Origin of the sequence: Streptomyces sp. NPDC002838 (genome assembly GCF_040295365.1) — a bacterium.
Taxonomy (GTDB): Bacteria; Actinomycetota; Actinomycetes; order Streptomycetales; family Streptomycetaceae; genus Streptomyces.
Map to the genome: position 1 here is coordinate 461,288 of NZ_JBEOVF010000001.1, position 17,243 is coordinate 478,530.

General features: G+C 69.1%; 32 protein-coding genes. 1 reads left to right on the forward strand and 31 read right to left on the reverse strand.

Features of this window, described 5'->3' with window-relative positions; all coding sequences use genetic code 11:
• Positions 1 to 79: 79 nt before the first annotated feature.
• The 31 genes from ABT063_RS02090 to ABT063_RS02240 all read right to left on the reverse strand — a co-directional run bounded on the left by ABT063_RS02090 (position 80) and on the right by ABT063_RS02240 (position 16,393).
• Complete coding sequence (locus ABT063_RS02090) at positions 80 to 355, reverse strand: hypothetical protein (protein ID WP_351055115.1); 276 nt, start codon at positions 353 to 355, stop codon at positions 80 to 82.
• A gap of 328 nt (positions 356 to 683) precedes the next feature.
• Positions 684 to 1,127 (reverse strand): ATP-binding protein, encoded by a 444-nt coding sequence (locus ABT063_RS02095; RefSeq protein WP_351055116.1) that lies wholly within the window; start codon positions 1,125 to 1,127, stop codon positions 684 to 686.
• 16 nt (positions 1,128 to 1,143) lie between these two features.
• Positions 1,144 to 1,581, reverse strand: coding sequence for a DUF6221 family protein (locus ABT063_RS02100; RefSeq protein WP_351055117.1), 438 nt, complete (start codon positions 1,579 to 1,581; stop codon positions 1,144 to 1,146).
• Positions 1,582 to 1,585: 4 nt separating this feature from the next.
• On the reverse strand, positions 1,586 to 1,876 hold the full coding sequence (locus ABT063_RS02105) for an HNH endonuclease (protein WP_351055118.1): 291 nt from the start codon (positions 1,874 to 1,876) through the stop codon (positions 1,586 to 1,588).
• Positions 1,877 to 1,891: 15 nt separating this feature from the next.
• Complete coding sequence (locus ABT063_RS02110; protein ID WP_351055119.1) at positions 1,892 to 2,473, reverse strand: hypothetical protein; 582 nt, start codon at positions 2,471 to 2,473, stop codon at positions 1,892 to 1,894.
• Between the two features lie 204 nt (positions 2,474 to 2,677).
• Complete coding sequence (locus ABT063_RS02115) at positions 2,678 to 2,878, reverse strand: hypothetical protein (protein WP_351055120.1); 201 nt, start codon at positions 2,876 to 2,878, stop codon at positions 2,678 to 2,680.
• Positions 2,879 to 2,900: 22 nt separating this feature from the next.
• Positions 2,901 to 3,371: a hypothetical protein gene (locus ABT063_RS02120; RefSeq protein WP_351055121.1), complete on the reverse strand. Its 471-nt coding sequence runs from the start codon at positions 3,369 to 3,371 to the stop codon at positions 2,901 to 2,903.
• 238 nt (positions 3,372 to 3,609) lie between these two features.
• Positions 3,610 to 5,700, reverse strand: coding sequence for an ATP-binding protein (locus ABT063_RS02125; RefSeq protein WP_351055122.1), 2,091 nt, complete (start codon positions 5,698 to 5,700; stop codon positions 3,610 to 3,612).
• 84 nt (positions 5,701 to 5,784) lie between these two features.
• Positions 5,785 to 5,976 carry a DUF6257 family protein gene (locus tag ABT063_RS02130; protein ID WP_351055123.1) on the reverse strand — a complete coding sequence of 64 codons (192 nt, stop codon included), beginning with the start codon at positions 5,974 to 5,976 and terminating at the stop codon, positions 5,785 to 5,787.
• 2 nt (positions 5,977 to 5,978) lie between these two features.
• Positions 5,979 to 6,296, reverse strand: a complete 318-nt coding sequence (locus ABT063_RS02135; protein WP_351055124.1) for a hypothetical protein — start codon at positions 6,294 to 6,296, stop codon at positions 5,979 to 5,981.
• Positions 6,293 to 6,469, reverse strand: coding sequence for a hypothetical protein (locus ABT063_RS02140; RefSeq protein ID WP_351055125.1), 177 nt, complete (start codon positions 6,467 to 6,469; stop codon positions 6,293 to 6,295). The genes ABT063_RS02135 and ABT063_RS02140 overlap by 4 nt, the downstream gene beginning before the upstream one ends.
• Positions 6,466 to 7,284: a helix-turn-helix domain-containing protein gene (locus ABT063_RS02145; RefSeq protein WP_351055126.1), complete on the reverse strand. Its 819-nt coding sequence runs from the start codon at positions 7,282 to 7,284 to the stop codon at positions 6,466 to 6,468. Before ABT063_RS02145 ends, ABT063_RS02140 begins: the two co-directional genes overlap by 4 nt.
• Positions 7,281 to 8,039, reverse strand: coding sequence for a DUF6907 domain-containing protein (locus ABT063_RS02150; protein ID WP_351055127.1), 759 nt, complete (start codon positions 8,037 to 8,039; stop codon positions 7,281 to 7,283). Before ABT063_RS02150 ends, ABT063_RS02145 begins: the two co-directional genes overlap by 4 nt.
• The gene (locus tag ABT063_RS02155; protein WP_351055128.1) at positions 8,036 to 8,299 is read right to left on the reverse strand and encodes a hypothetical protein; all 264 of its coding nucleotides are present in this window, start codon (positions 8,297 to 8,299) and stop codon (positions 8,036 to 8,038) included. Before ABT063_RS02155 ends, ABT063_RS02150 begins: the two co-directional genes overlap by 4 nt.
• A 100-nt stretch (positions 8,300 to 8,399) precedes the next feature.
• A complete protein-coding gene (locus tag ABT063_RS02160; protein WP_351055129.1) occupies positions 8,400 to 8,609 on the reverse strand; it encodes a hypothetical protein in 210 nt (69 codons plus the stop codon).
• A 62-nt stretch (positions 8,610 to 8,671) separates the two neighbouring features.
• Positions 8,672 to 8,845, reverse strand: coding sequence for a hypothetical protein (locus ABT063_RS02165; RefSeq protein ID WP_351055130.1), 174 nt, complete (start codon positions 8,843 to 8,845; stop codon positions 8,672 to 8,674).
• Positions 8,827 to 9,471: a hypothetical protein gene (locus tag ABT063_RS02170; RefSeq protein WP_351055131.1), complete on the reverse strand. Its 645-nt coding sequence runs from the start codon at positions 9,469 to 9,471 to the stop codon at positions 8,827 to 8,829. Before ABT063_RS02170 ends, ABT063_RS02165 begins: the two co-directional genes overlap by 19 nt.
• Positions 9,468 to 9,635: a hypothetical protein gene (locus tag ABT063_RS02175; RefSeq protein ID WP_351055132.1), complete on the reverse strand. Its 168-nt coding sequence runs from the start codon at positions 9,633 to 9,635 to the stop codon at positions 9,468 to 9,470. Before ABT063_RS02175 ends, ABT063_RS02170 begins: the two co-directional genes overlap by 4 nt.
• Positions 9,636 to 9,655: 20 nt before the next feature.
• Positions 9,656 to 10,189 carry a single-stranded DNA-binding protein gene (locus tag ABT063_RS02180; protein WP_351055133.1) on the reverse strand — a complete coding sequence of 178 codons (534 nt, stop codon included), beginning with the start codon at positions 10,187 to 10,189 and terminating at the stop codon, positions 9,656 to 9,658.
• Between the two features lie 119 nt (positions 10,190 to 10,308).
• Positions 10,309 to 10,686: a hypothetical protein gene (locus ABT063_RS02185; RefSeq protein ID WP_351055134.1), complete on the reverse strand. Its 378-nt coding sequence runs from the start codon at positions 10,684 to 10,686 to the stop codon at positions 10,309 to 10,311.
• Entirely contained in the window at positions 10,683 to 10,901 is a 219-nt protein-coding gene (locus ABT063_RS02190; protein WP_351055135.1) for a BRO-N domain-containing protein, read from the reverse strand. The genes ABT063_RS02185 and ABT063_RS02190 overlap by 4 nt, the downstream gene beginning before the upstream one ends.
• Before the next feature lie 53 nt (positions 10,902 to 10,954).
• Positions 10,955 to 11,347, reverse strand: a complete 393-nt coding sequence (locus ABT063_RS02195) for a hypothetical protein (RefSeq protein ID WP_351055136.1) — start codon at positions 11,345 to 11,347, stop codon at positions 10,955 to 10,957.
• Positions 11,344 to 11,946: a GNAT family N-acetyltransferase gene (locus tag ABT063_RS02200; RefSeq protein ID WP_351055137.1), complete on the reverse strand. Its 603-nt coding sequence runs from the start codon at positions 11,944 to 11,946 to the stop codon at positions 11,344 to 11,346. Before ABT063_RS02200 ends, ABT063_RS02195 begins: the two co-directional genes overlap by 4 nt.
• Positions 11,947 to 11,951: 5 nt before the next feature.
• Positions 11,952 to 13,586 (reverse strand): YfjI family protein, encoded by a 1,635-nt coding sequence (locus ABT063_RS02205; RefSeq protein ID WP_351055138.1) that lies wholly within the window; start codon positions 13,584 to 13,586, stop codon positions 11,952 to 11,954.
• Positions 13,583 to 14,461, reverse strand: a complete 879-nt coding sequence (locus ABT063_RS02210; RefSeq protein WP_351055139.1) for a toprim domain-containing protein — start codon at positions 14,459 to 14,461, stop codon at positions 13,583 to 13,585. Before ABT063_RS02210 ends, ABT063_RS02205 begins: the two co-directional genes overlap by 4 nt.
• Positions 14,462 to 14,543: 82 nt before the next feature.
• Positions 14,544 to 14,807 carry a hypothetical protein gene (locus ABT063_RS02215; RefSeq protein ID WP_351055140.1) on the reverse strand — a complete coding sequence of 88 codons (264 nt, stop codon included), beginning with the start codon at positions 14,805 to 14,807 and terminating at the stop codon, positions 14,544 to 14,546.
• On the reverse strand, positions 14,804 to 15,118 hold the full coding sequence (locus tag ABT063_RS02220; RefSeq protein ID WP_351055141.1) for a hypothetical protein: 315 nt from the start codon (positions 15,116 to 15,118) through the stop codon (positions 14,804 to 14,806). The genes ABT063_RS02215 and ABT063_RS02220 overlap by 4 nt, the downstream gene beginning before the upstream one ends.
• Complete coding sequence (locus ABT063_RS02225) at positions 15,115 to 15,369, reverse strand: hypothetical protein (protein ID WP_351055142.1); 255 nt, start codon at positions 15,367 to 15,369, stop codon at positions 15,115 to 15,117. The genes ABT063_RS02220 and ABT063_RS02225 overlap by 4 nt, the downstream gene beginning before the upstream one ends.
• Positions 15,366 to 15,842, reverse strand: coding sequence for a hypothetical protein (locus ABT063_RS02230; protein WP_351055143.1), 477 nt, complete (start codon positions 15,840 to 15,842; stop codon positions 15,366 to 15,368). Before ABT063_RS02230 ends, ABT063_RS02225 begins: the two co-directional genes overlap by 4 nt.
• A 15-nt stretch (positions 15,843 to 15,857) precedes the next feature.
• Positions 15,858 to 16,181 (reverse strand): DNA-binding protein, encoded by a 324-nt coding sequence (locus ABT063_RS02235; RefSeq protein WP_351055144.1) that lies wholly within the window; start codon positions 16,179 to 16,181, stop codon positions 15,858 to 15,860.
• A complete protein-coding gene (locus ABT063_RS02240) occupies positions 16,178 to 16,393 on the reverse strand; it encodes a helix-turn-helix transcriptional regulator (protein WP_351055145.1) in 216 nt (71 codons plus the stop codon). Before ABT063_RS02240 ends, ABT063_RS02235 begins: the two co-directional genes overlap by 4 nt.
• A 115-nt stretch (positions 16,394 to 16,508) precedes the next feature.
• Here ABT063_RS02240 and ABT063_RS02245 point away from each other — a divergent pair, with 115 nt between their 5' ends.
• The gene (locus ABT063_RS02245; protein ID WP_351055146.1) at positions 16,509 to 17,240 is read left to right on the forward strand and encodes a helix-turn-helix transcriptional regulator; all 732 of its coding nucleotides are present in this window, start codon (positions 16,509 to 16,511) and stop codon (positions 17,238 to 17,240) included.
• The last annotated feature ends 3 nt before the right edge of the window (positions 17,241 to 17,243 follow it).

The window sequence follows — 17,243 nt, forward strand, 5'->3', positions numbered from 1 at the left end:
GATGGCCTCCTGGCCAGCGCTCGTCACCGACGGAGGCGCCGTCTGGATCGGCGGTTCCTGCCAGCCGTACACGCGGCCGTCAGCCCTCGGCGGCCTGCTCTCGGGCGGCGGCGCGGCGCTTCTCTCGCTGCTCAGCAATGTCATCGACGGCGTCCCCCTTCTCCCCGACGGGGGCGAGCTTGCGGAGGTCGGCCATGATCGAGCGGAGCTTGTCGGCGACAACGGCCTTGGCGGTCGGGGCGTCCGAGTCGTCGATCGCCTTGGCGAGGTCGCGGGCGACGGCCGCCATTCCGGGCGAAGTCTCGTCCGCGTGAAGATCGTCAAGCTCGGCGGCGATCTTGTCGGCGACGCTCATGATCACCCCCGGTGGTGACGCAGCGTCACATCACGCAGAGTGACGGCCGCTAAAACGGTCGAACCGAGTTCGCGCGAATTGATCTTTCAAAATCGCCGCGCAAAAAATCGGGCGACAAGGGCGTTTGGGTCGCCCGGTCCTCCCAATTTCACGATGGGTTCGGGCCCCCCTCCCTCCCGACTCGATCGGCTGACAATCACTGCTCTGCCTGCCCTGATGGCGTCGCGTCACCCAGGGCGAGGGCGCCGGCCTCCCATGCCGAGCACCGCCGATCGCGCTTCGCCGGGTGACTCGGAGGGCTTGCTGGGGTGCTATCGCCGACAGCAGGTCACCAGGTCCGTGACGACTGCCGCGTGACTTTGTGCTCGCTACCTCGCTTGGCCCGCTGTGCGTACCAGCGTGTAGCCACAGCCTGTAGTCCTGGTGCGCGCATGTCCCGGATGCGCTGCATCACCACGTCCTTGCCCGGGTCGACCGCGACGACCTCGGCACCGTGGCGCCGGTACCGGGCCAGCCACCTGGGGCTTGGCATGGTGTGGATCAGGTAGACGTCGACCTCGTCGAGGTGCTTCACGGCCTCGTCGATGGCGGCGTACCGGGCGCGGTGCGCCACCTTCATGGCGGTGGGGTGTTGGGACCAGGCGGGGGCGCCGGGGCCCATCAGGGCCTGGGTGATGCGGTCCAAGTCGATGACGATGTCAGTGGGCCGGGCACGAGCCTCGATCCAGTTGGACTTACCGGAGGCCGGCGGGCCGGTCACGACGTACAGCACGGCGTCACCTCCGCAGCTACGGCCGCCACTCCTCGCGGTAGCCGGGCCGGTCGCTGTACCCGGCTGCGAGGCTCGGCAGGATGACGCGCCGGTACTCCGACAGGATCTCCTGCACACCGCTCGTGAGCACCAGGACGTCCGCCGCCATCGCCTCGTACCGGCGTAGCAGCTCCCGCTTGGCGTCGATCTCGCGCAGCACCCGAGCCGGATCCCACTCCGCGATGTGCCGGGCCACGCCCTCGTCATCCGACGCCACCGGATCGACGTGCGTGACCACGCCGTCATCCATCGCATCCTCGATGTACCAGCGTTGGCCGCCATCTCGGGCGCCGAAGGGCGACGGTTCGGCATGCCACGCGGCCGCGTCCTCGCACCATGTCGCCGCGCGAGCGATCCGCTCATCCTCGTCGAGCTGCTCACCGAGCCACCGCACCAGCTCATCCATGCCCGCCATGGCCTCACCACCTCCGTGAGGACCGTACCGGCTGGCGCTGGTGGTCGGTGCGGTTACCGCGGGCCGAGTTGCAGCGGCGGTGCGCGCTGCGGGCGTTGGCGGGGTCGAGGAGGTTGCCGCCGCGTGAGAGGGGGACGGCGTGGTCGAGGGTGAAGGCGTCGCGGTGGCGGCCGGCGAGGGGGCCGGTGATGTCGTAGCGGATGGGGCGGCCGCACCACCAGCAGGGGAGGCCGAGGGCACGCTGTTGCTCGCAGAGGCGGCGGTAGGGGCGCCCGTTGCGGGGGTTACCGGCCACGGGCGCCACCTCCGGTCACTCCTTGGGCACGGCCCACTCGGCGGTCTCGGGGAGGCTGTCGGCCGTGTAGAGGATGCGTTCGGGCCGCTGGTCGCCGGGGACGGGGAAGACGGTCTTCCCGCGCACGCACTCGCCTGCCTTCATCTCGGCTTCGTAGGGGTACTCGGGCCTGGGGAAGTCGTCGTAGGTGACGCTGCTGGGCTCGATGCGGGCGCCGTCGGCGTAGGCGAGGGCCCAGGGGTAGCGGGTGACGCCGGCCTTGCCCTTCTTGAGGCAGGCCCTGATGTCGACGGCTGCCCAGACGTAGCCGTTGGTGTCGAACTCTTCGTCGGCGGAGACGGAGTTCTTGGCGACGTCCTGCTCGTAGCCCATGACGGTCACGTCGAAGGTGACGCCGTCGTCGCCGGTGAATGTGAGGGTCTGTCCGATGGCCCTGGGAGCGGCCGGTGTCGACTGGGACGGGGTCGGTGCGCTGGTGGTCTTCGTGGCCGCGGGAGTGGTCTTGTTGCTCGCTGCGGGTTCGCTGTCGCTGCTGCAGCCGGTGGTGGCGGTTGCAGCGGCGAGCAGGACGGCAGGAAGGGCTGTACGGGTGCGCATGGTCCCCCCAAGGACGTTCTGTGCTGAGGGGGCATCATGCGCCGCGCGGTGGCCTCGCGGGGACCGTGTGGCCGTGTTGTGACCGCTTGGTGGCACGACGAAGCCCCGGGGGCTGGGGGCCGCGCCGGGGCTTCGTGTGTGTCTGTGGTGCCGGTTGAGGGCACAGTTGTACACCCGGATCGTCACACACCGTCTGACCTGCGGTCAAGCGGACTGACGTTCGCGGCGTCTGGCGGCGAGCGCTGCGACGTCGGGGAAGGCGTACCAGGGCTGCCGGGGGCTGCCGCCGGACCGGGTGAGGTGGCCTCGGTAGACGAGCTGGCGGAGGGCGCCGAGGGTGATGCCGAGTTGCTGGGCGGTCTGGTGGGCGGTGAGGTGGCCGGGCCGGATCATCTGCGACTCCATGGCCCCATGATGCGCCGATCGGCTAAGACCCGGTCGTCTTGCGGCACTCGCCTTCCACGGTGGGGTTGTTCAGGTTGTTGCTTAGCGCGGTGTGCTGTTCGCTCAGGCGGTTGTCCTTGTCGACATCGTCTGGGCTGCTGTAGCCGGGGCCGATCTTGGTTTCCCGCAGGTCGCCGAGTTCGAGGGTGACTGAGACGAGTTCTGCGGTGTTGTTGAAGGCTGTGGCGAGAGGCTGCCATGTGTCGTCGAGGCGGGCAGCTTGGGCGGCCTTGTCGGCGGCCTTGTCCATGCGGGGCAAGATCTTGTCTCGTGAATCTTGCCGGGCGGCGGCATCCGTCAGGGGGTCTCCGCTGACGTCGGGGAACTCCATGTTGCAGGCTTCCCGGGCAAGTTCGAGTGCTTTGTCCTTGTCGTCGCCCGAGCACGCTGCGAGCACTGAGGTGGCGATCGCAATGGTGATGGCGAATCTGGTGATGCCGCGTGGTCTGCTCATTTTTCCCTCCAGGTTCCGTGCTGGCACATTCTGTATCTGCGTCCGTCGACGCGTCTCGCTGGTCGTGTGCAAGGGGCAGTGAGTGAGGCTGTGGTGGACGCCAGAGAGGCCGTTTGCGAGGTCCCCGAAGGACCTTGCAAGCGGCCTCACCGCCTCACTTGATCGCCGTTTGCGCTGATCAACGCCAGTGGGGTGGGGCAGTGGCCTTGGAAGTGGAAAGTCACTGCCCACTGCCGGGTCACTGAGCCTCTGCGAGCTCTTCCGCGCGCCGTTCGAGGGCCCTCTCGACGCTCTCCAGCTTCACCACGGGGTAGCCGTCGTACAGGCCGGTGTCCTCCCCGTACTCAACGAGCAGGGCGCGGAGTCGTTTGCCGTCCCAGTGTTCGTAGGCGGCGTGGTTGCGGGTCTTGAGCCGGTGGAGCACCTCGCCGGTCTTCACGCGCTTCTCGTGGGCAACGACGGCGGCCAGGTCGACGAGGTGGTCGACGGGCTGGGCGACTTCCAGTTTGTGGACGGTGGCAACACCGTCGCGGAGCGCCCGGGCCCGGTCTGCGATCTCCTTGGCCGGGTCGGTGTCGATGAAGTGGGTGCGGACGGTGATGGACGGCTCCCCGGCCGGGATGTCGATGCCGTCGCCCGCGACGACCAGCGTGCCCTTGTCGAGGCCCTGACGCAGGAGGTGCGGGGCGGCGCCGGCGTTCACGGCCTTGTCGCCGAGCGCCATCTTGGCCTGCGATTCGGTGCCGACGACGAGCGAGGCCCGGATGTGGGCGCCCTCGCGGACCAGCTTGGGCAGGTTCTCGTCGGTCGGGTCCTGGGTGCCCTGCCACAGAGTGACGGACACGGCGCGGCCCTGGTTGTGGAGTCGACGGCAGGCCATGAAGTAGCGAGACGTGGCCTTCTTGCCGCCGTAGGGCCGTCCGTCGTCGCCTTTGAGCGGGTTCATGAAGGCGACTTGGGCTTCGTCGACGATGACGACCAGGGGGTGGTGGACGGTGCCGGGCGGGTCCTGGAGGCGCCGTTCCATCTCCTTCACTGCGGCCTCGGCCATCTCGGTGACGGCGCAGGCGTGTTCGTCGGTGGGGCCCTGGATGAGCACCTTGGCGATGCCCTCGAACATGCCCCAGTCGCCGATGCCCTTGAGGTCGCCGATCCAGAACTCGACGGTCGTGTCGAAGGCGAGCCAGAGGGCGATCGAGCGCAGGGAGGCGGTTTTGCCCTGGTTGGACAGGCCGGTCATGAGCAGGTGCCGCTGGTAGACGCTCATGGACACGGCGTCGCCGCGAAGCGACTGGCCCCAGGGGGCGCGGCCGGTCTTGTAGTCGGCGCGAGTCTCGGCGTCGAGGGTGAGCGGGGACGGGCCGATGGGCTCGTCGAGGGATCCGGAGTCGGCGATCCACAGGCGGACGGTGCGCGGGGCGGGCGGGATGGTGATGAACACCTCGTGTTCGTGCCGGTTGAGGTTCTCGGCGAGCCTGCGCCGCTTGGCCTGGATCTCTTTGGTGGAGACGCCGGAGGGCAGGTGGACGTCGACTTCGACGCCGCATCCGGCCAGGTTGATCGGGGACAGCATGGCGGCGCCAACGTCGCCCATGCTGTCGATGGCCTTACGCAGGGCCGGGATCCCGAGGTCTCGGAAGGCGATGACGACGATGGATGGGGTGATGGGTCCGCCGAGGTCGCGGGCCTGGATGGGCAGGGCCCACTGGGGGGCGGTGTGCTGGTGGCGGCCGACGGCCCACGCGGCGGTGAGGCCGATCCAGGGGGCGGCGGCCAGGAGCGGGCCCCAGATGACGCCGCCGATGAAGGCCAGCATTCGCACGAGGTCGATGACGGTGTCTATGGGGGTGAGGACGTCGTGGGCGTCGCCGGTGCCCCAGGCGAGCAGGATGCCGAGCATCAGCAGGACGCCGGTGCCGCCGGCGGTGGCGAGGCCGATGGCCTTGGGTGCCTGGATCATGATTTGGAGCGTGTCGAGGCGGCGCCGGTGCCGGGCGGCCCGGTACGCCTGGGCGCGCTGTTCCCATTCCTTGACCTCGTCGAGGAGGCCGGCGGCTTCGGCGGCGCGGATCATGCGCTCGTAGCGGGAGGTGCTGCGGGAGTCCCAGATGCGGCGTCCGACGACCTTGGTCCCGCCGAGGACGTAGGAGCCGTGGCGGACGGCGAGGCGTCCTGTGGTGCGGACGCGTTCGTCGGCGAGGGCGGCTTTGGCGATGCGGAGGTAGCGGGCGCGGCGGCGTTCGGGACGCGTGGAGGACGCCTCGGCGGCGGGCGCGTCCTGGGTGTCCGAGGGTGCGTCCTGTGGCGGTTTGATCAGGTGGACGGTCATGCTGGGGCTTCCTGCCTCTTGCTGGGGTGGGGAGGCCCGGGGCGGCCGGTGTCCTGGCCGGGAGACGGCCGCCCCGGGGTGTAGCTACTTCTTGTTCTTGCGGCGCAGGGCCGTCTTCTCGATGCGTTCGATGCGCTTCTGCAGGTCGCTGATGTCGACGTTGCCGGTGCCGTCGTCGGCGAGGCCGCGCTTGCCCATGCGGGCGGTCAGGGCGGCGATGCGCACCTTTTCGCCGGTGGTGAAGTCGGAGAACTTGAGGTCGTCGGGCTTGGGCATGGTCACTTCCCCTTCTGGAAGTCGGCCCACATCGAGCGCAGGACGAGGGCGAGGATCGCGACCGAGATGCCGCCGATGGCGATGGCGATCGACGCGAATGCGATGCCGACGCCGCCGATGCAGGCGGCGCAGGCAATACCGATCCACTCGCCGGCGCTGCGGCCAGGCTTGTGCTGGTGGTCGCATGCGTGAGGGTGGGCGGTGGGCTGCGCCTGCGCGGCTTTCGCCAGCTCGACGGCGGCGAGCGCGATCTGTACGGCGGCCGTGTTCATCGAGGCCTCTCTTGCGGCGGCCTCGGCCTTGTCGAGGGCCTCGCTCACGGCGTCCACCTCCGGACGCGGCGGGCGATGGCCGGACGGGCCAGGACGCCGATGGTGAAGGCGAGGACGGCGGGCTGTCCGGCCAGGGCGGCGGCCGTGTCGGCGGTGAGCGACAGCGCGGCCGGACAGAGCAGGAGGATCCCGATGACGGCGCCGAAGATGATCGCCTTCATACCGGCACCACCGACCCGGAGATGGCGGGCAGCTGGTCGGGGTGGAACAGGTTGCGGCCGGACGCATCCTTGGAGTGGACGGGGATGCGTCCGTCGGCGACCCAGTTGCGCACAGTGGACGGCTTGATGCCGTAGTGCCGGGCGACATCGTTGGACGTCATCAGGGGCGGCTCAGGACGCGGCTCGTCCTCGGCGTCCTGGTCCGTCCCGGGCGGGAGTTCGGGCGTCCCGTCGGCGTCCTGCTCGGTGTCGCGTTCGAGGGTGACGGTGGGCGGCTCGACGGGCTCGGGCAGTTCCACATTTGTGGAATCAGGGACGCTCGGGACGGCTGTGGACGCGGTGGCGTCCTTGGCGTCCGGCGGCGACGCTGCGAGGTGCAGCAGGTGTCCGACGACGGCCGGTGGAACCAGCGAGGTGACCGCGATCAGGAACGGCTGGTTCGCGATGACGTGCCCGGTGTCGATCAGGTGGGAGACGACCTGGGCGGCCATGGCGAGGCCGAGGGCGAGGCAGGCGCCGATGATGGCGGACCAGCGTCCTCGGTCGCCAGCCCGTCGGGTGGAGGCGACGGCGGCCGCGATGCCCGCGTAGGCGGACAGGACGACCGGCATGCCGTAGGAGAACGGGTCGTCCCATCCGGCGTTGCGGGCGAGGTGGTACTCGCCGGGCGCGCACATCAGGAGGGCGACGCCGAGGACGACGGGCCGTCCGCCGGCGGTGAGGCCGCGCACCCACAGCGGGGCGGCGCCCCGGAGGCCGGGCGTGCGGCGGGGCCGCCCGAAGAGACGACCGAGGCGGGCACGGAGCCGCTTCATCGGTTCTCACCTCGCAGCCGGGTGAGGTCGTCGAGGGTGCGGTCGAGGCGGGTTGAGGCGATGCGGAGCGCGTGGGTGAGGTGCCTCCCGTCTTCCGGGTCGAAGGAGGCGTGGAGGTCGAGGGCGACGTACAGGACGGGGTGGGGCTCGGGCTGCTTGACGGCGTGGGGTGCGTGGCTGATGTAGCCGTGCATGACCTCGACTTCGCCGTGGCTGGCGGTCACGGCGGTGGCGGTGATGGGCGGGCCGTTGTGGGTGATGTCGGCGAGGTAGCCGACGGTGTCGTCGTCGTGGCCGGTGCACCAAGCGGGCTCGGCGGTGACGATCTCGCCGTGGTCGATGGTCTGCAGCGTCACCGTGCCGTCGCGGTAGCGGGGCTGCTGCACGGGCAGATCTGCCCGAATCCGAGTAGACGGAGCGTTAGGTGCCGCATACGCGCGGTCGACGGCCGCAGCGAGGATGTCCATCGCCCGCTGCTGCTCGGGCGGGAAGACGCGCTGCGCGTCGCGCTCCATCTGCACGTCGAGCTCGTGGAACGCCTGCACGGACAGCCACGCCTCGACCTCGTGCCGCACCTCGGCGACGCTCAGCGACTCGGGGTCGCGTTCCCCGGCGATCTCCGCCCAGGCGATCCCGAGAGCCGTCACCAGCTGCTCACGGGACATGAGGAAGTCGACCCGCACGATCACCTCGGGCGTGTGCTCCTCGTCGCCGAGCGGCTCCGTCGGCCCGTACACGGGCAGGTCGGTGCTCACTGGCCTTCACCCCGCTCGTTGGCGAGGAAGGCGGCGACCTCGGGGAAGTGCCTGTCGACGAAGCGGCGGGCCTTCTCGTCCTCGGTGACGGGCTCGGCGTCGAGTGCACGGAGGAGGAGGCGCAGGGCCTCGCGGAGGGCGGGGACGCTGTCGCTGCCGAGCAGCTGCTGGGCGACGCGGATCGCGACGTCGAGGTCGCTCGGTTCGGTGACGGGAAGGGTGGTGTTGCCCGCGCATGCGGACGTGGAAAGATCGGTCATGCCGACTCCTGGTCTGCTCAGGATGCTCGGTAGAGGGTCGGGCGGTGCGATCGCCTCCCGGGTGTTCCAGCACCTGGGAGAGCTGCCGTCCGGCCCTCGTCTATTGGGTTGTGTGTTTCTTGATCGCCCTTGCTACGGCGGTCCAGCTGAGGCCGATCTCGTTGGCCACGGCGTAGATGCTGCCGAGCTCGGCGGACCCGTCTTTCAGGGCTTCCGCGCGTCGTCTGAGGGCTGCCTCCGTCTGGCTGGCGAGCTGTTCCAGCAACTCGTCTTCCTGACGTAGGCGCTCCCTCCAGGGGATCGCTTCCATCTCTGCGATGATATCGCACGGGGGGTTATATGCAACACCCTGTTGGATACCCAGAGGGGCTGTCATCGAGAGTCCTCGGTCTTCCGCGCCCGCTGGAACGCCGCGTGTATGAGCCGCTGCGCCTCCGCCAGATGCCGGGCGCAGATCTTCAATTCGGCGCCCGGGTCAACGGCCTCGCCGGTGCACTGGTTGCCGCGCCCGGACAGGACACGGCACGTCACGACCCGCTCGGGCACGACTCCTCCTTCGGCTGAAAGAACTCGAGATTCGCCCAGTCCTGGCCGGTCGCGTACACGTAGCCGCACCACCGGCACTTGAGCCGGGTCTGGCCCGGCAACCTGGAGATCACCGCCCCGCACACCACGCCCTCGCCGTCGATCGCCACACACGTCCCGAGCCGCTGCGGCCGGGGCGCCGGATCACCGACGATCGTCCGGGCTTGGAGCTCAAGCTCCCGCGTCTCGCGCGCCAGATCCCCGATCGCCGGATAGTGATCGACGATCCACTCCAACTCCATCGCCAGCCATCGACAGTCCGCAGCCAGATCCGCCGGCGGTGGAGGCGGCGAGTGCCGCGGCCACCGCTCCCGCTGCACATCCACCCGCCACAACCGCAGCACCTCAGCCGCGCGGCCCCAGTTCACCGTGTCCAGAACGTCCTCGTCGATCGGAGATTGCGGGCCTGCCGCGCCCTTCGTGGCGATGATCTCGCCCCAGCCGGACCGGCGGGGCACGAGGCACTCGCCGACCTCGTTGTACAGGACGGGCAGTTCCTCCAGCCGCTTGGCGAGCTGGACGGTGTGCCGCTCGCACAGGTACCGGCCGCCGGAGTTCTCGCCGCACAGCTCGCAGGACGCGGTCACGCGCGGGCCTTTTCGCGTGCGGCCTCGAGCTGGGCTTGGGCGGCGCGTGCGGCCTTGCGGTCGCGGCGGTCGTCGAGGACCCCGAAGGCGACCTGGACGAGCAGCATGAGGTACATGCCGAGCGTGACGCCGAGGGCGAGCAGTTGGATGTCGTGGTCACTCATGGTCGTGCCGCCTTCCTTGATCAAAACGGGGGCTCGTCGGAGTAGCCAGCGCCCTGGGCGGCGGGCTGCTGGTTTGCGGGCTGCTGCTGGCCGCCACCCCAGCCGCCGCCCTGCTGCTGGCCGTTGGCGGGCTTGGCGTTGGCCCACGGGTCCGCGTCTGGACTCCGTTCGCCGGTACGGACTCCAGACGCCGGGTTCTTCTCGACCTTCGCCGTCGCGCGGGCGAGGCTGACGCCGACCTCGTCGACGTCGATCTCGTACACCGTCCGCTTCACGCCTTCGCGGTCCTCGTAGGACCGCTGCTTCAACCGGCCCTGGACGATGACGCGGACGCCACGGCTCAGGGACTCGGCGACGTTCTCGGCGGCCTGCCTCCACACCGAGCAGGTGAGGAACAGGCTGTCGCCGTCCTCCCACTCGTTGGTGGTCTTGTTGAAGCGGCGCGGGGTGGAGGCGATACGGAACTTGGCGACGGCGGCGCCGGCCGGGGTGAAGCGGAGTTCAGGGTCGTCGACCAGGTTGCCGACGACGGTGATCACGGTCTCGCCTGACATGGCGGACTCCTTCTGCGGTGTGGTTACCCGATCGGGTAACCTGGCTGACCTGCATCTTTACGGTTCCCGTAAGGTTCTGGAGTGGCCGGGCCCGATATCCGCGGGCCCGGCCGGTGTCGTCAGATCCAGTTCATGTGCTGGCCGAGGACGTCGAATGCGCGGATGCCGTCCGGGCGGGTGCGGCCCGTGAGCACGAAGTACAAGTCGTGGCTGGCCTCGATGCGGTGCTCGTCGCACGTGGGGATGCGGAGGATGCTGTCGTCGTCGACCCTCGCGAAGCCGAAGCCGATCGCGTTGTCGGCTTCGTTGGTGACCTCGGCAAGGGCGAGGGTCACGAGGGTGGCCAGCTGAGGGCAGCCGCCCGTGTCGGTGCAGTGTTCGGTGCGGAGGCGGGCCGGGACGCGTTCGATGCGGGTTTGCACGATGGCGTACCCGTGGTCGCGAATGTCGTCGGTGAGCGCGGCGAGCGGGCCAGGGGTGAGGGTGCGTTCGGTCACTGGTTTCCTCCGTGGGCTTCGCGGGCGGCGGCCATGATCTGGTCGACGAGGGCCTGGCCCCGCTCGGGGTTCGGGGAGTGAGCGGCGAGCGTTCGCATGCCCTCCTCGTCGATGACGGTGAGGGTGCGGCCGAACGTGTCGGTGATCGTCTTGGTGTTGACGCCGAGCGCGGCGCAGATGGCCTTGGCGTCGGCGTCGGTGAAGTCATCGTTCACTGGTCCTCCAGGAGTTGGGTGTTGACGGCGCCGCCGATGGACACCCACAGGACTTAGGCTTGGGCGCTGGTGAAGTCGCGGCGGCGGGCTTGGTCTTCGAGTTCGGCGTAGGTGAGGCCGAGCCGGGCGAGCGAGTCGCGGACGGCCGTATGGAACTCGGCCTCCGTCACCTCGATCACCACGTCGTCGGGGTCCTCCACAGAGGTCCCGGCGGGACCGCTGTCGTTCGCGGGGGTCACGTTGAATCCCGCGGTTGCGGCTCCGGCGGTCGGAGTCGCAGATCCGTCCGTCGTGCGGGCGGAAGCCTGGTTGCGGAGCTTGGCGGCGTGCCGGAGGGCGAGGCCGCGGTTGCGGGCGGCGGCGAACGCTGCACGCCGGCGCTTGGCTGCCTCGGCGCGGGCCCGAGCGGCGGCGATCTTCTCGGCTATGACGTCGTCGACGTTCACGAGGCAAGCCCGAGCAGGCGGTTGGCTTGCCGCAGGGCGACGCACGGATCGGTCACCATGACGACGGACATCCGTCGCAGTAGCGCCCTATAGCAGCGACGGCAGGGCCGTTGCGGTGCGCCCTTGCGCGGGTGCTTGCAGTGGCGCCGGATCGTCTCGTGGAGTTCCGCGACGGCCTGCTCGCCCTTCGCTTCCTCGGCGGCCGTGGGCTCCGAGACGGGTATGCCCAGCCGCTCGACGAGGGCCTGACACGCTGGACTCAGAGGCGCCTTGATGCGCATCTGCTCAGGGCAGGAGTCGCGGAGGTCGGCGAGCAGACGCTGCGCTATGCCCTGACGGCGGTAGACCGGCGCAACGTAGATCAACTCGATGGCGTACCGGGTGAGGTCCGCCGCGCAGAATCCTGCGGGCTGGCCGTCGACGTAGAGGACAACCGTGTTCAGCCAGTTCGCGATCGGCAGCCCCGACGGGAAGTGACCGAGGCGGTCGAGGCCCTCGAACAGGTAGTCCTTGAACAGGAGAGTGAGGGCTTCTACGTCCCGGTTGGACCGGTAGTCGAATGAGGCGGCGTCCACCTTAGGCGCCTGGGTTTCTGTCATTTCTGTCAGGCACTCCTTAGGTGTGTATCAGAGACTTCTTCTTCTTCTTTTCGCCATGACTTGTCCCAAATGAGGGGGTGCGGTAGGAACTTGGGCGACGGGCGCCGCCCTCTCTGTCCCTCTGCACGGGCCTCCTCGGGCATGGGCGCCGCCCATCCGCGGTCGACGAGGACCCTGATCGCGTCGTGCACGGTCTCGGAGGTCACTCCGTCCGGGCCCCAGGCGTTCCCGTCCACGCCCCGCTGCGCGTCCCGCACGCTGAACGGCAGTCGGATCTGGTCAGCCTTGCGACGGCGCAGCCACTCCAGGACGTCGCGGGCCGGGGTGAGCTGGCCCTCACGGTTGGCGCCCATCAGGTCGAGGCAGAGGCGGGCGTGCCGGATGAAGTACGGGGCGAGGGCGACGGCCGCCTGGAACTGTTCGGCCGTGACGTGCTTGGCGTGGGCGTCCGTGTACAGGGCGAGCAGTCCGGCGACGCGGGCGATCTTCCCGGGGAGTTTGCTCGCCCATGAGGCCATCTGGTGCAGGTCGCCGCCGCGCCGGAGCCGCTCTTGCAGGCTCTCCTGGAAGACGTACATGGCCTCGCTGGCCTCGTCGGTGAAGTCCACTACGCGGACCAGGGAGCTTTTCCACAGGTTATTCACGAGGTTGTGGAGGCGGCGTTCGAGGTCGTCGATCAGCTCGCCGGGGATGGCGACCGAGCCGCGCGGGTCCTGGTAGCCGAGCCGGGAGGCCGGGAAGCTGTAGAGGAAGCGCTGCACGAAGCCGTTGTGCAGCATCTCGTCGTCCTTCTTGCGGCCGAGCTGCTCCAGGATGATCGGCTGGACGAGCAGGCCGACGGCGAGGTGTGCGCTCTCCATCTCGATGGAGTCCCGGCCGATCCGGTCGACCGGCATGGCCTTGCCGTCGTAAGCGTCGAGGGCGAATCCGGTGTCGGAGGCGCCGCTGTTGTAGAGGCCGCCCATCTGCTTGATGAGCGTGCCCTCGGAGTGGATGACGGCCATACGGCCGCCCTGCATGGACGCCTTCTGCGGCATCGCGGCGGGGGTGATGTCGCCGAACAACAGGCGGGGCAGTGCGGGGACCGGGCCGACCTCGGCCAGCTGACGCTTGGCGAGCTTCGCCTCGTCCATCTTCAGTTTGAAGACGTCCGGCTTCGCCTTGATCGCGGCCTTCTCGGCGTCCTCCAGGCGGGCCTGTGCCACCTTGAGGAACTGCTCGGCCTCCTCGATCTCGGGCAGCGCCTCCTCGCGGAGTTTCTTCTCGATGCGGCGGAGCGCGTCGCTGAACGGGCCCTCGGCGGCACTCTTCCGTTCGCCCGCGCCGGCGACCGTGGCAGTCCACAGGGACGAGGCCTCCGACCAGCCGGGGCGGATGCGGATCTGTGCGCGCCCGCCCACGGCTGCCGAGATGGCGGCGAGCGAGATCATGGCTGGGATGTCTGGCGCCACCTGCACCTGCTCGGTCACGGCGTTCACGACGGCCGCGAGATCCGCGCCGAGGAGGTGGGTGGGGAACGGGGTGAGGGTGGGACGGTCGATGGAGATGGGCTCATCCCAGGCCCCCGGGAAGTGCCTGACAGAATTGACGGAATCCCCGTCGCCGGACACGTCCTCCGCCCAGTTCGGTGCCGACGTCACGCCGTCACCGCCGGGTCCTGCGGGTGCGGGATGGGCGCCCACACTTGGTGGAACTCGCTGTCGGTGTGTCCGGCGGCGAAGTGGTCGGCGGCGTCCTTGCCGGTCCTGGCCTGCACGACGTAGACCGTGCGGGCCACGCCGCGCAGCGTCTCGACGACGAGCTGAGCGTGTTCTCGCCCCTTGGGGTCACGGTCCGCGACGATCGTGACGTCCATGCCCTCCAAGAACCGGGCGTGATCGGCTGTCCACTTGCCCGCGCCGCCCGCGTTGCAGGTAGCGACGAGCCCGTGGTCGACGAGGGCGTGCACGTCCTTCTCGCCCTCGCACACGAAGATGACGCGGTCGGCTTCCTTCGCGGCGAGCAGCTCGGGTAGCCGGTACGGCACCAGGGGCACCAGCCGGTTGCCGTCCCTGTCGTTCAGGCTCCAGCGGCGGCCGGACTTGGTGGTGGGGTCGGGCCTCCACTGGGCGAAGTCCTTATGGTCGCAGCGGGTGACTCCGTGGACGACGGCGCCGTTCTCGTCGCGGTAGACGTACTGCGCGACCCGCTTGTGCCCGGGGCCGCCCTTGTCCTTGCCGCGGTCCCGGCACGGGATCCACGTGTCGTCGGCCGGGCGGTCCTGCCGTCGTTCGAGGGGCTCGTCCCACAGGTCGGCCTCGGTCCACCCGAGGACGGCGAGGAACTCGGCGTTGCCCTGGCACTTGTGGCAGTAGACGGCGACGCCCTTGGGGATGCGGCTGATGGCGACGGTGTCGGGGGAGTCACCGTCGTGGCAGACGCCGCGCGTGCGCAGCTTGCCGCCCTGGTAGCGCGTGGGTTCGCCTCGGTCGCGGAGGAAATCCGCCAGCCGGTTGAAGGCGATGGTGTCAGTCACGAACGGCTCTCTTCTTCGAGCATTGGCCAGGTGGTTCGTGGGGTGGGGCGGGCGTTGCCCCCAGGCGCGGGCGCCCCACCGTTCAGGTACTTCGCTTGGCCTTGGCGACCTCGTCGCCGATGGCGGTGATGTCGCTGATCCAGTGCCGGGCAGCCGACTGGACGGCGTTCGCGGTGGGCTGTTCTTCGAGGTGCGCCTTGATGGATCCGAGGACGATCTCGCGGCGCCCGCGCTCAGCGGCGCGCTTCAGGTACAGGCCGACCTCGTCGTCGGCGTAGTCGTGCTGGACCACGTCGAGGTCGATGGGCTCGTCGGCCGGCCACTGGCCGGGGCGGTGACCGGTCACCGAGAAGCCCCGAGCACCCGGAAGACGAACACGACGGCGTCGTCGCGGTGCGCCTCGCAGACGGGAATGTCCCGGCGGACCTGCGTTCCGTTGTGAACGCGAAGCACTGATCCGGCGGGCTGCGGGCATCCGGTGCAGTGGTGCCCGTCTGCGTCACCAACGACGGCCTCGATAGAGCAGTCGCACCAGGAACACTGTTCGCCGTCGGGGAAGTCGTTGACGACGGCGATGGTGCGGCCGTCGCCCGCGACCTCGCGTGCGCGGGCGAGGGCCTGGTCTGACCAGAAGGTTTGCTGCGCGGTGCGCGTCACGGCGTCTCCTCGCGGAAGATGGGCCAGCCGGGGCCGGGCGGAATCTCGGGCAGGCCCCTCAGTGCGTTCGGGGTGTGGGCCGGGCAGCGCAGGCCGGGCAGGTAGCGGCGGACGCCGCCGACCTCGCGGCAGTGCCGCCGCTCGGCGCCGAGCCAGTGGCCGCACTCGGGCCGCTGCTTGTCGCTGGCCGGGCGGCCGGGGGTGGGTGTAGCTACACCCCCGGCCGTCTCGGTGTTCTGCGAACTGGTCACGCCTGGGCCGCCTGCTTCTGCAGGTCGAGGACGAGTTCACGGATGGCGGTGAGCCGCGCTATGGGGGCCTGTCCCTTGGGGACGGCGACGATGATGCTGCCGTCGTTCTTGACCGCGCTGAATGCCTGGAAGGCCGCGGCGAGGTCGGGGGCGTCCTCGAAGAGCTTCGCCATATCGAGCTCTTCCAGCTCGATGGCGTACTGCTCGATGAACGCCGGTATGACGACGGTGGCCGCGTACTCGTTGGCGAGGGCCTCGATGCGGTCGGCGTCTTCGCGGAGCTTCTCGGCGGCGGCGAGGCCCCGTGCGGGGGTGGCGGCCTGGAAGTCGCTGAGCTGCTGGTCGGTGGCGATACAGAAGGTGGGCTGGCCGGTGTCCGCGTCGGTCACGATCTCGGCGAGGGCGAACGCGGTGATGCTCTGTTCGGTCGGGGTCGACGTCGCCGTTGACGCCGCGGTTACTCTGGTGTCCATAGAGCTGCTCGTTTCTTACTTCGCGGTAGGGATGGCTTGCTCGACTGGAGGGCCCGGCTGGTACCCGGGCCCTTCGTCGTTTCCGGCGGACGCTCCGGCCTGGTACGTCGGAGCGGTGCCGTTCTCCTGCGGGACGAGCCCGAGGAAGCGGTGGAGGTCGATGGTCCGGGCGACGCGTCGACGCCCGAGCGGTATGACCTCGATGGGCAGCCGGCCTTGGGCTGCCAGCTGGTACGTGGTGGATTCGGCGAGTCCCAGGGCCCGGCCGACGGTCGGCCACAGCGGGACGACGGCGGGCTGGTCGAGGATCTCGGCGATCGAGAGGGCCGGGGCCGTCACGCGGATTCCTTGGCCGGCTTGTCAGCCAGCGCCTTCTCGAAGCGGTCTATCTCGGCGAGCGAGTAGAGGACCTGACGACCGACCTTGATGCCCTTGGGCCCGTAGCCGACATGCCTCCAGTAGCGGACTGTGCTGGGCGCCGTGCGGTACCTGGCTGCCACGTCTTTCGTGGTCAGGTACGTCGGCACCTCGGTTTCGAGCAGCTCTGACACCGCTCAACCCCCTCACGGTGTTGGCGTTGAACACCATGAGTATGTACCCGGTGGCGGTGTATCGCAACAACAACATCAGGATGTAGCGTGTTGCGTATGAAGGATGTTGATTGCGTTGAGCGCTGAGGAGACAGCGGCCGCAGGCCGCATGGCCGAGGACATGTTTGTGCGCCAGATGCGACGTCGCCGGGCGCTCCTAGACCTGTCCCAATCGGAACTGGCGGAGCGGGTAGCAGAGCTGGGAGGGGGGCTTTACCAGCAAACGATCGCCAAAATCGAATCAGGACAGAGGGCGCTTCGACTGCAGGAAGCAGACCTCATCGCCCAAGCTCTGGGGACGACCGTCTCCCAAATGCTGTCACAGTCCATTGATGCTCCCGCAGAAGATCCCGAGCAAATGGACGTCGACGAAATCATCTCGAGAGCGAAGGCCGCCCAGCGGCGCCGCGACGAGGCGTCAGCACAGCTGGCAGCAGTTCGGATGGAAGAGGTCAGAGCCAGGGAAGACATGCAGGTCGCGCAGGCCAGAGCGGCTGCGGCCGCTGCACACGCCGCTCGTGCAGCCGCCGAGTTGGAGGCGGCCGAGGGGGAGCTACGCGCAATGACCCGGGCGTCCCTGAATCGACAGTCTGAACTCAACGCCAAATACGGCCCGCGCTGGCGTGAGAAAATGAGTCTTAATCCTCCGATTACGCGCGACCAGCTTCTGGAGTGGAACCGTCAGCATCTCGAAGAGATGAAAAAGACGGCCGAGTCGACGACGTTGAATAGTAGGGACCGCGCGGTCCTGATGAAGACCATTGACGATCTTGAGGAACGACTCAAGGCCTGGGAGGGTGAGGGGTAGCTC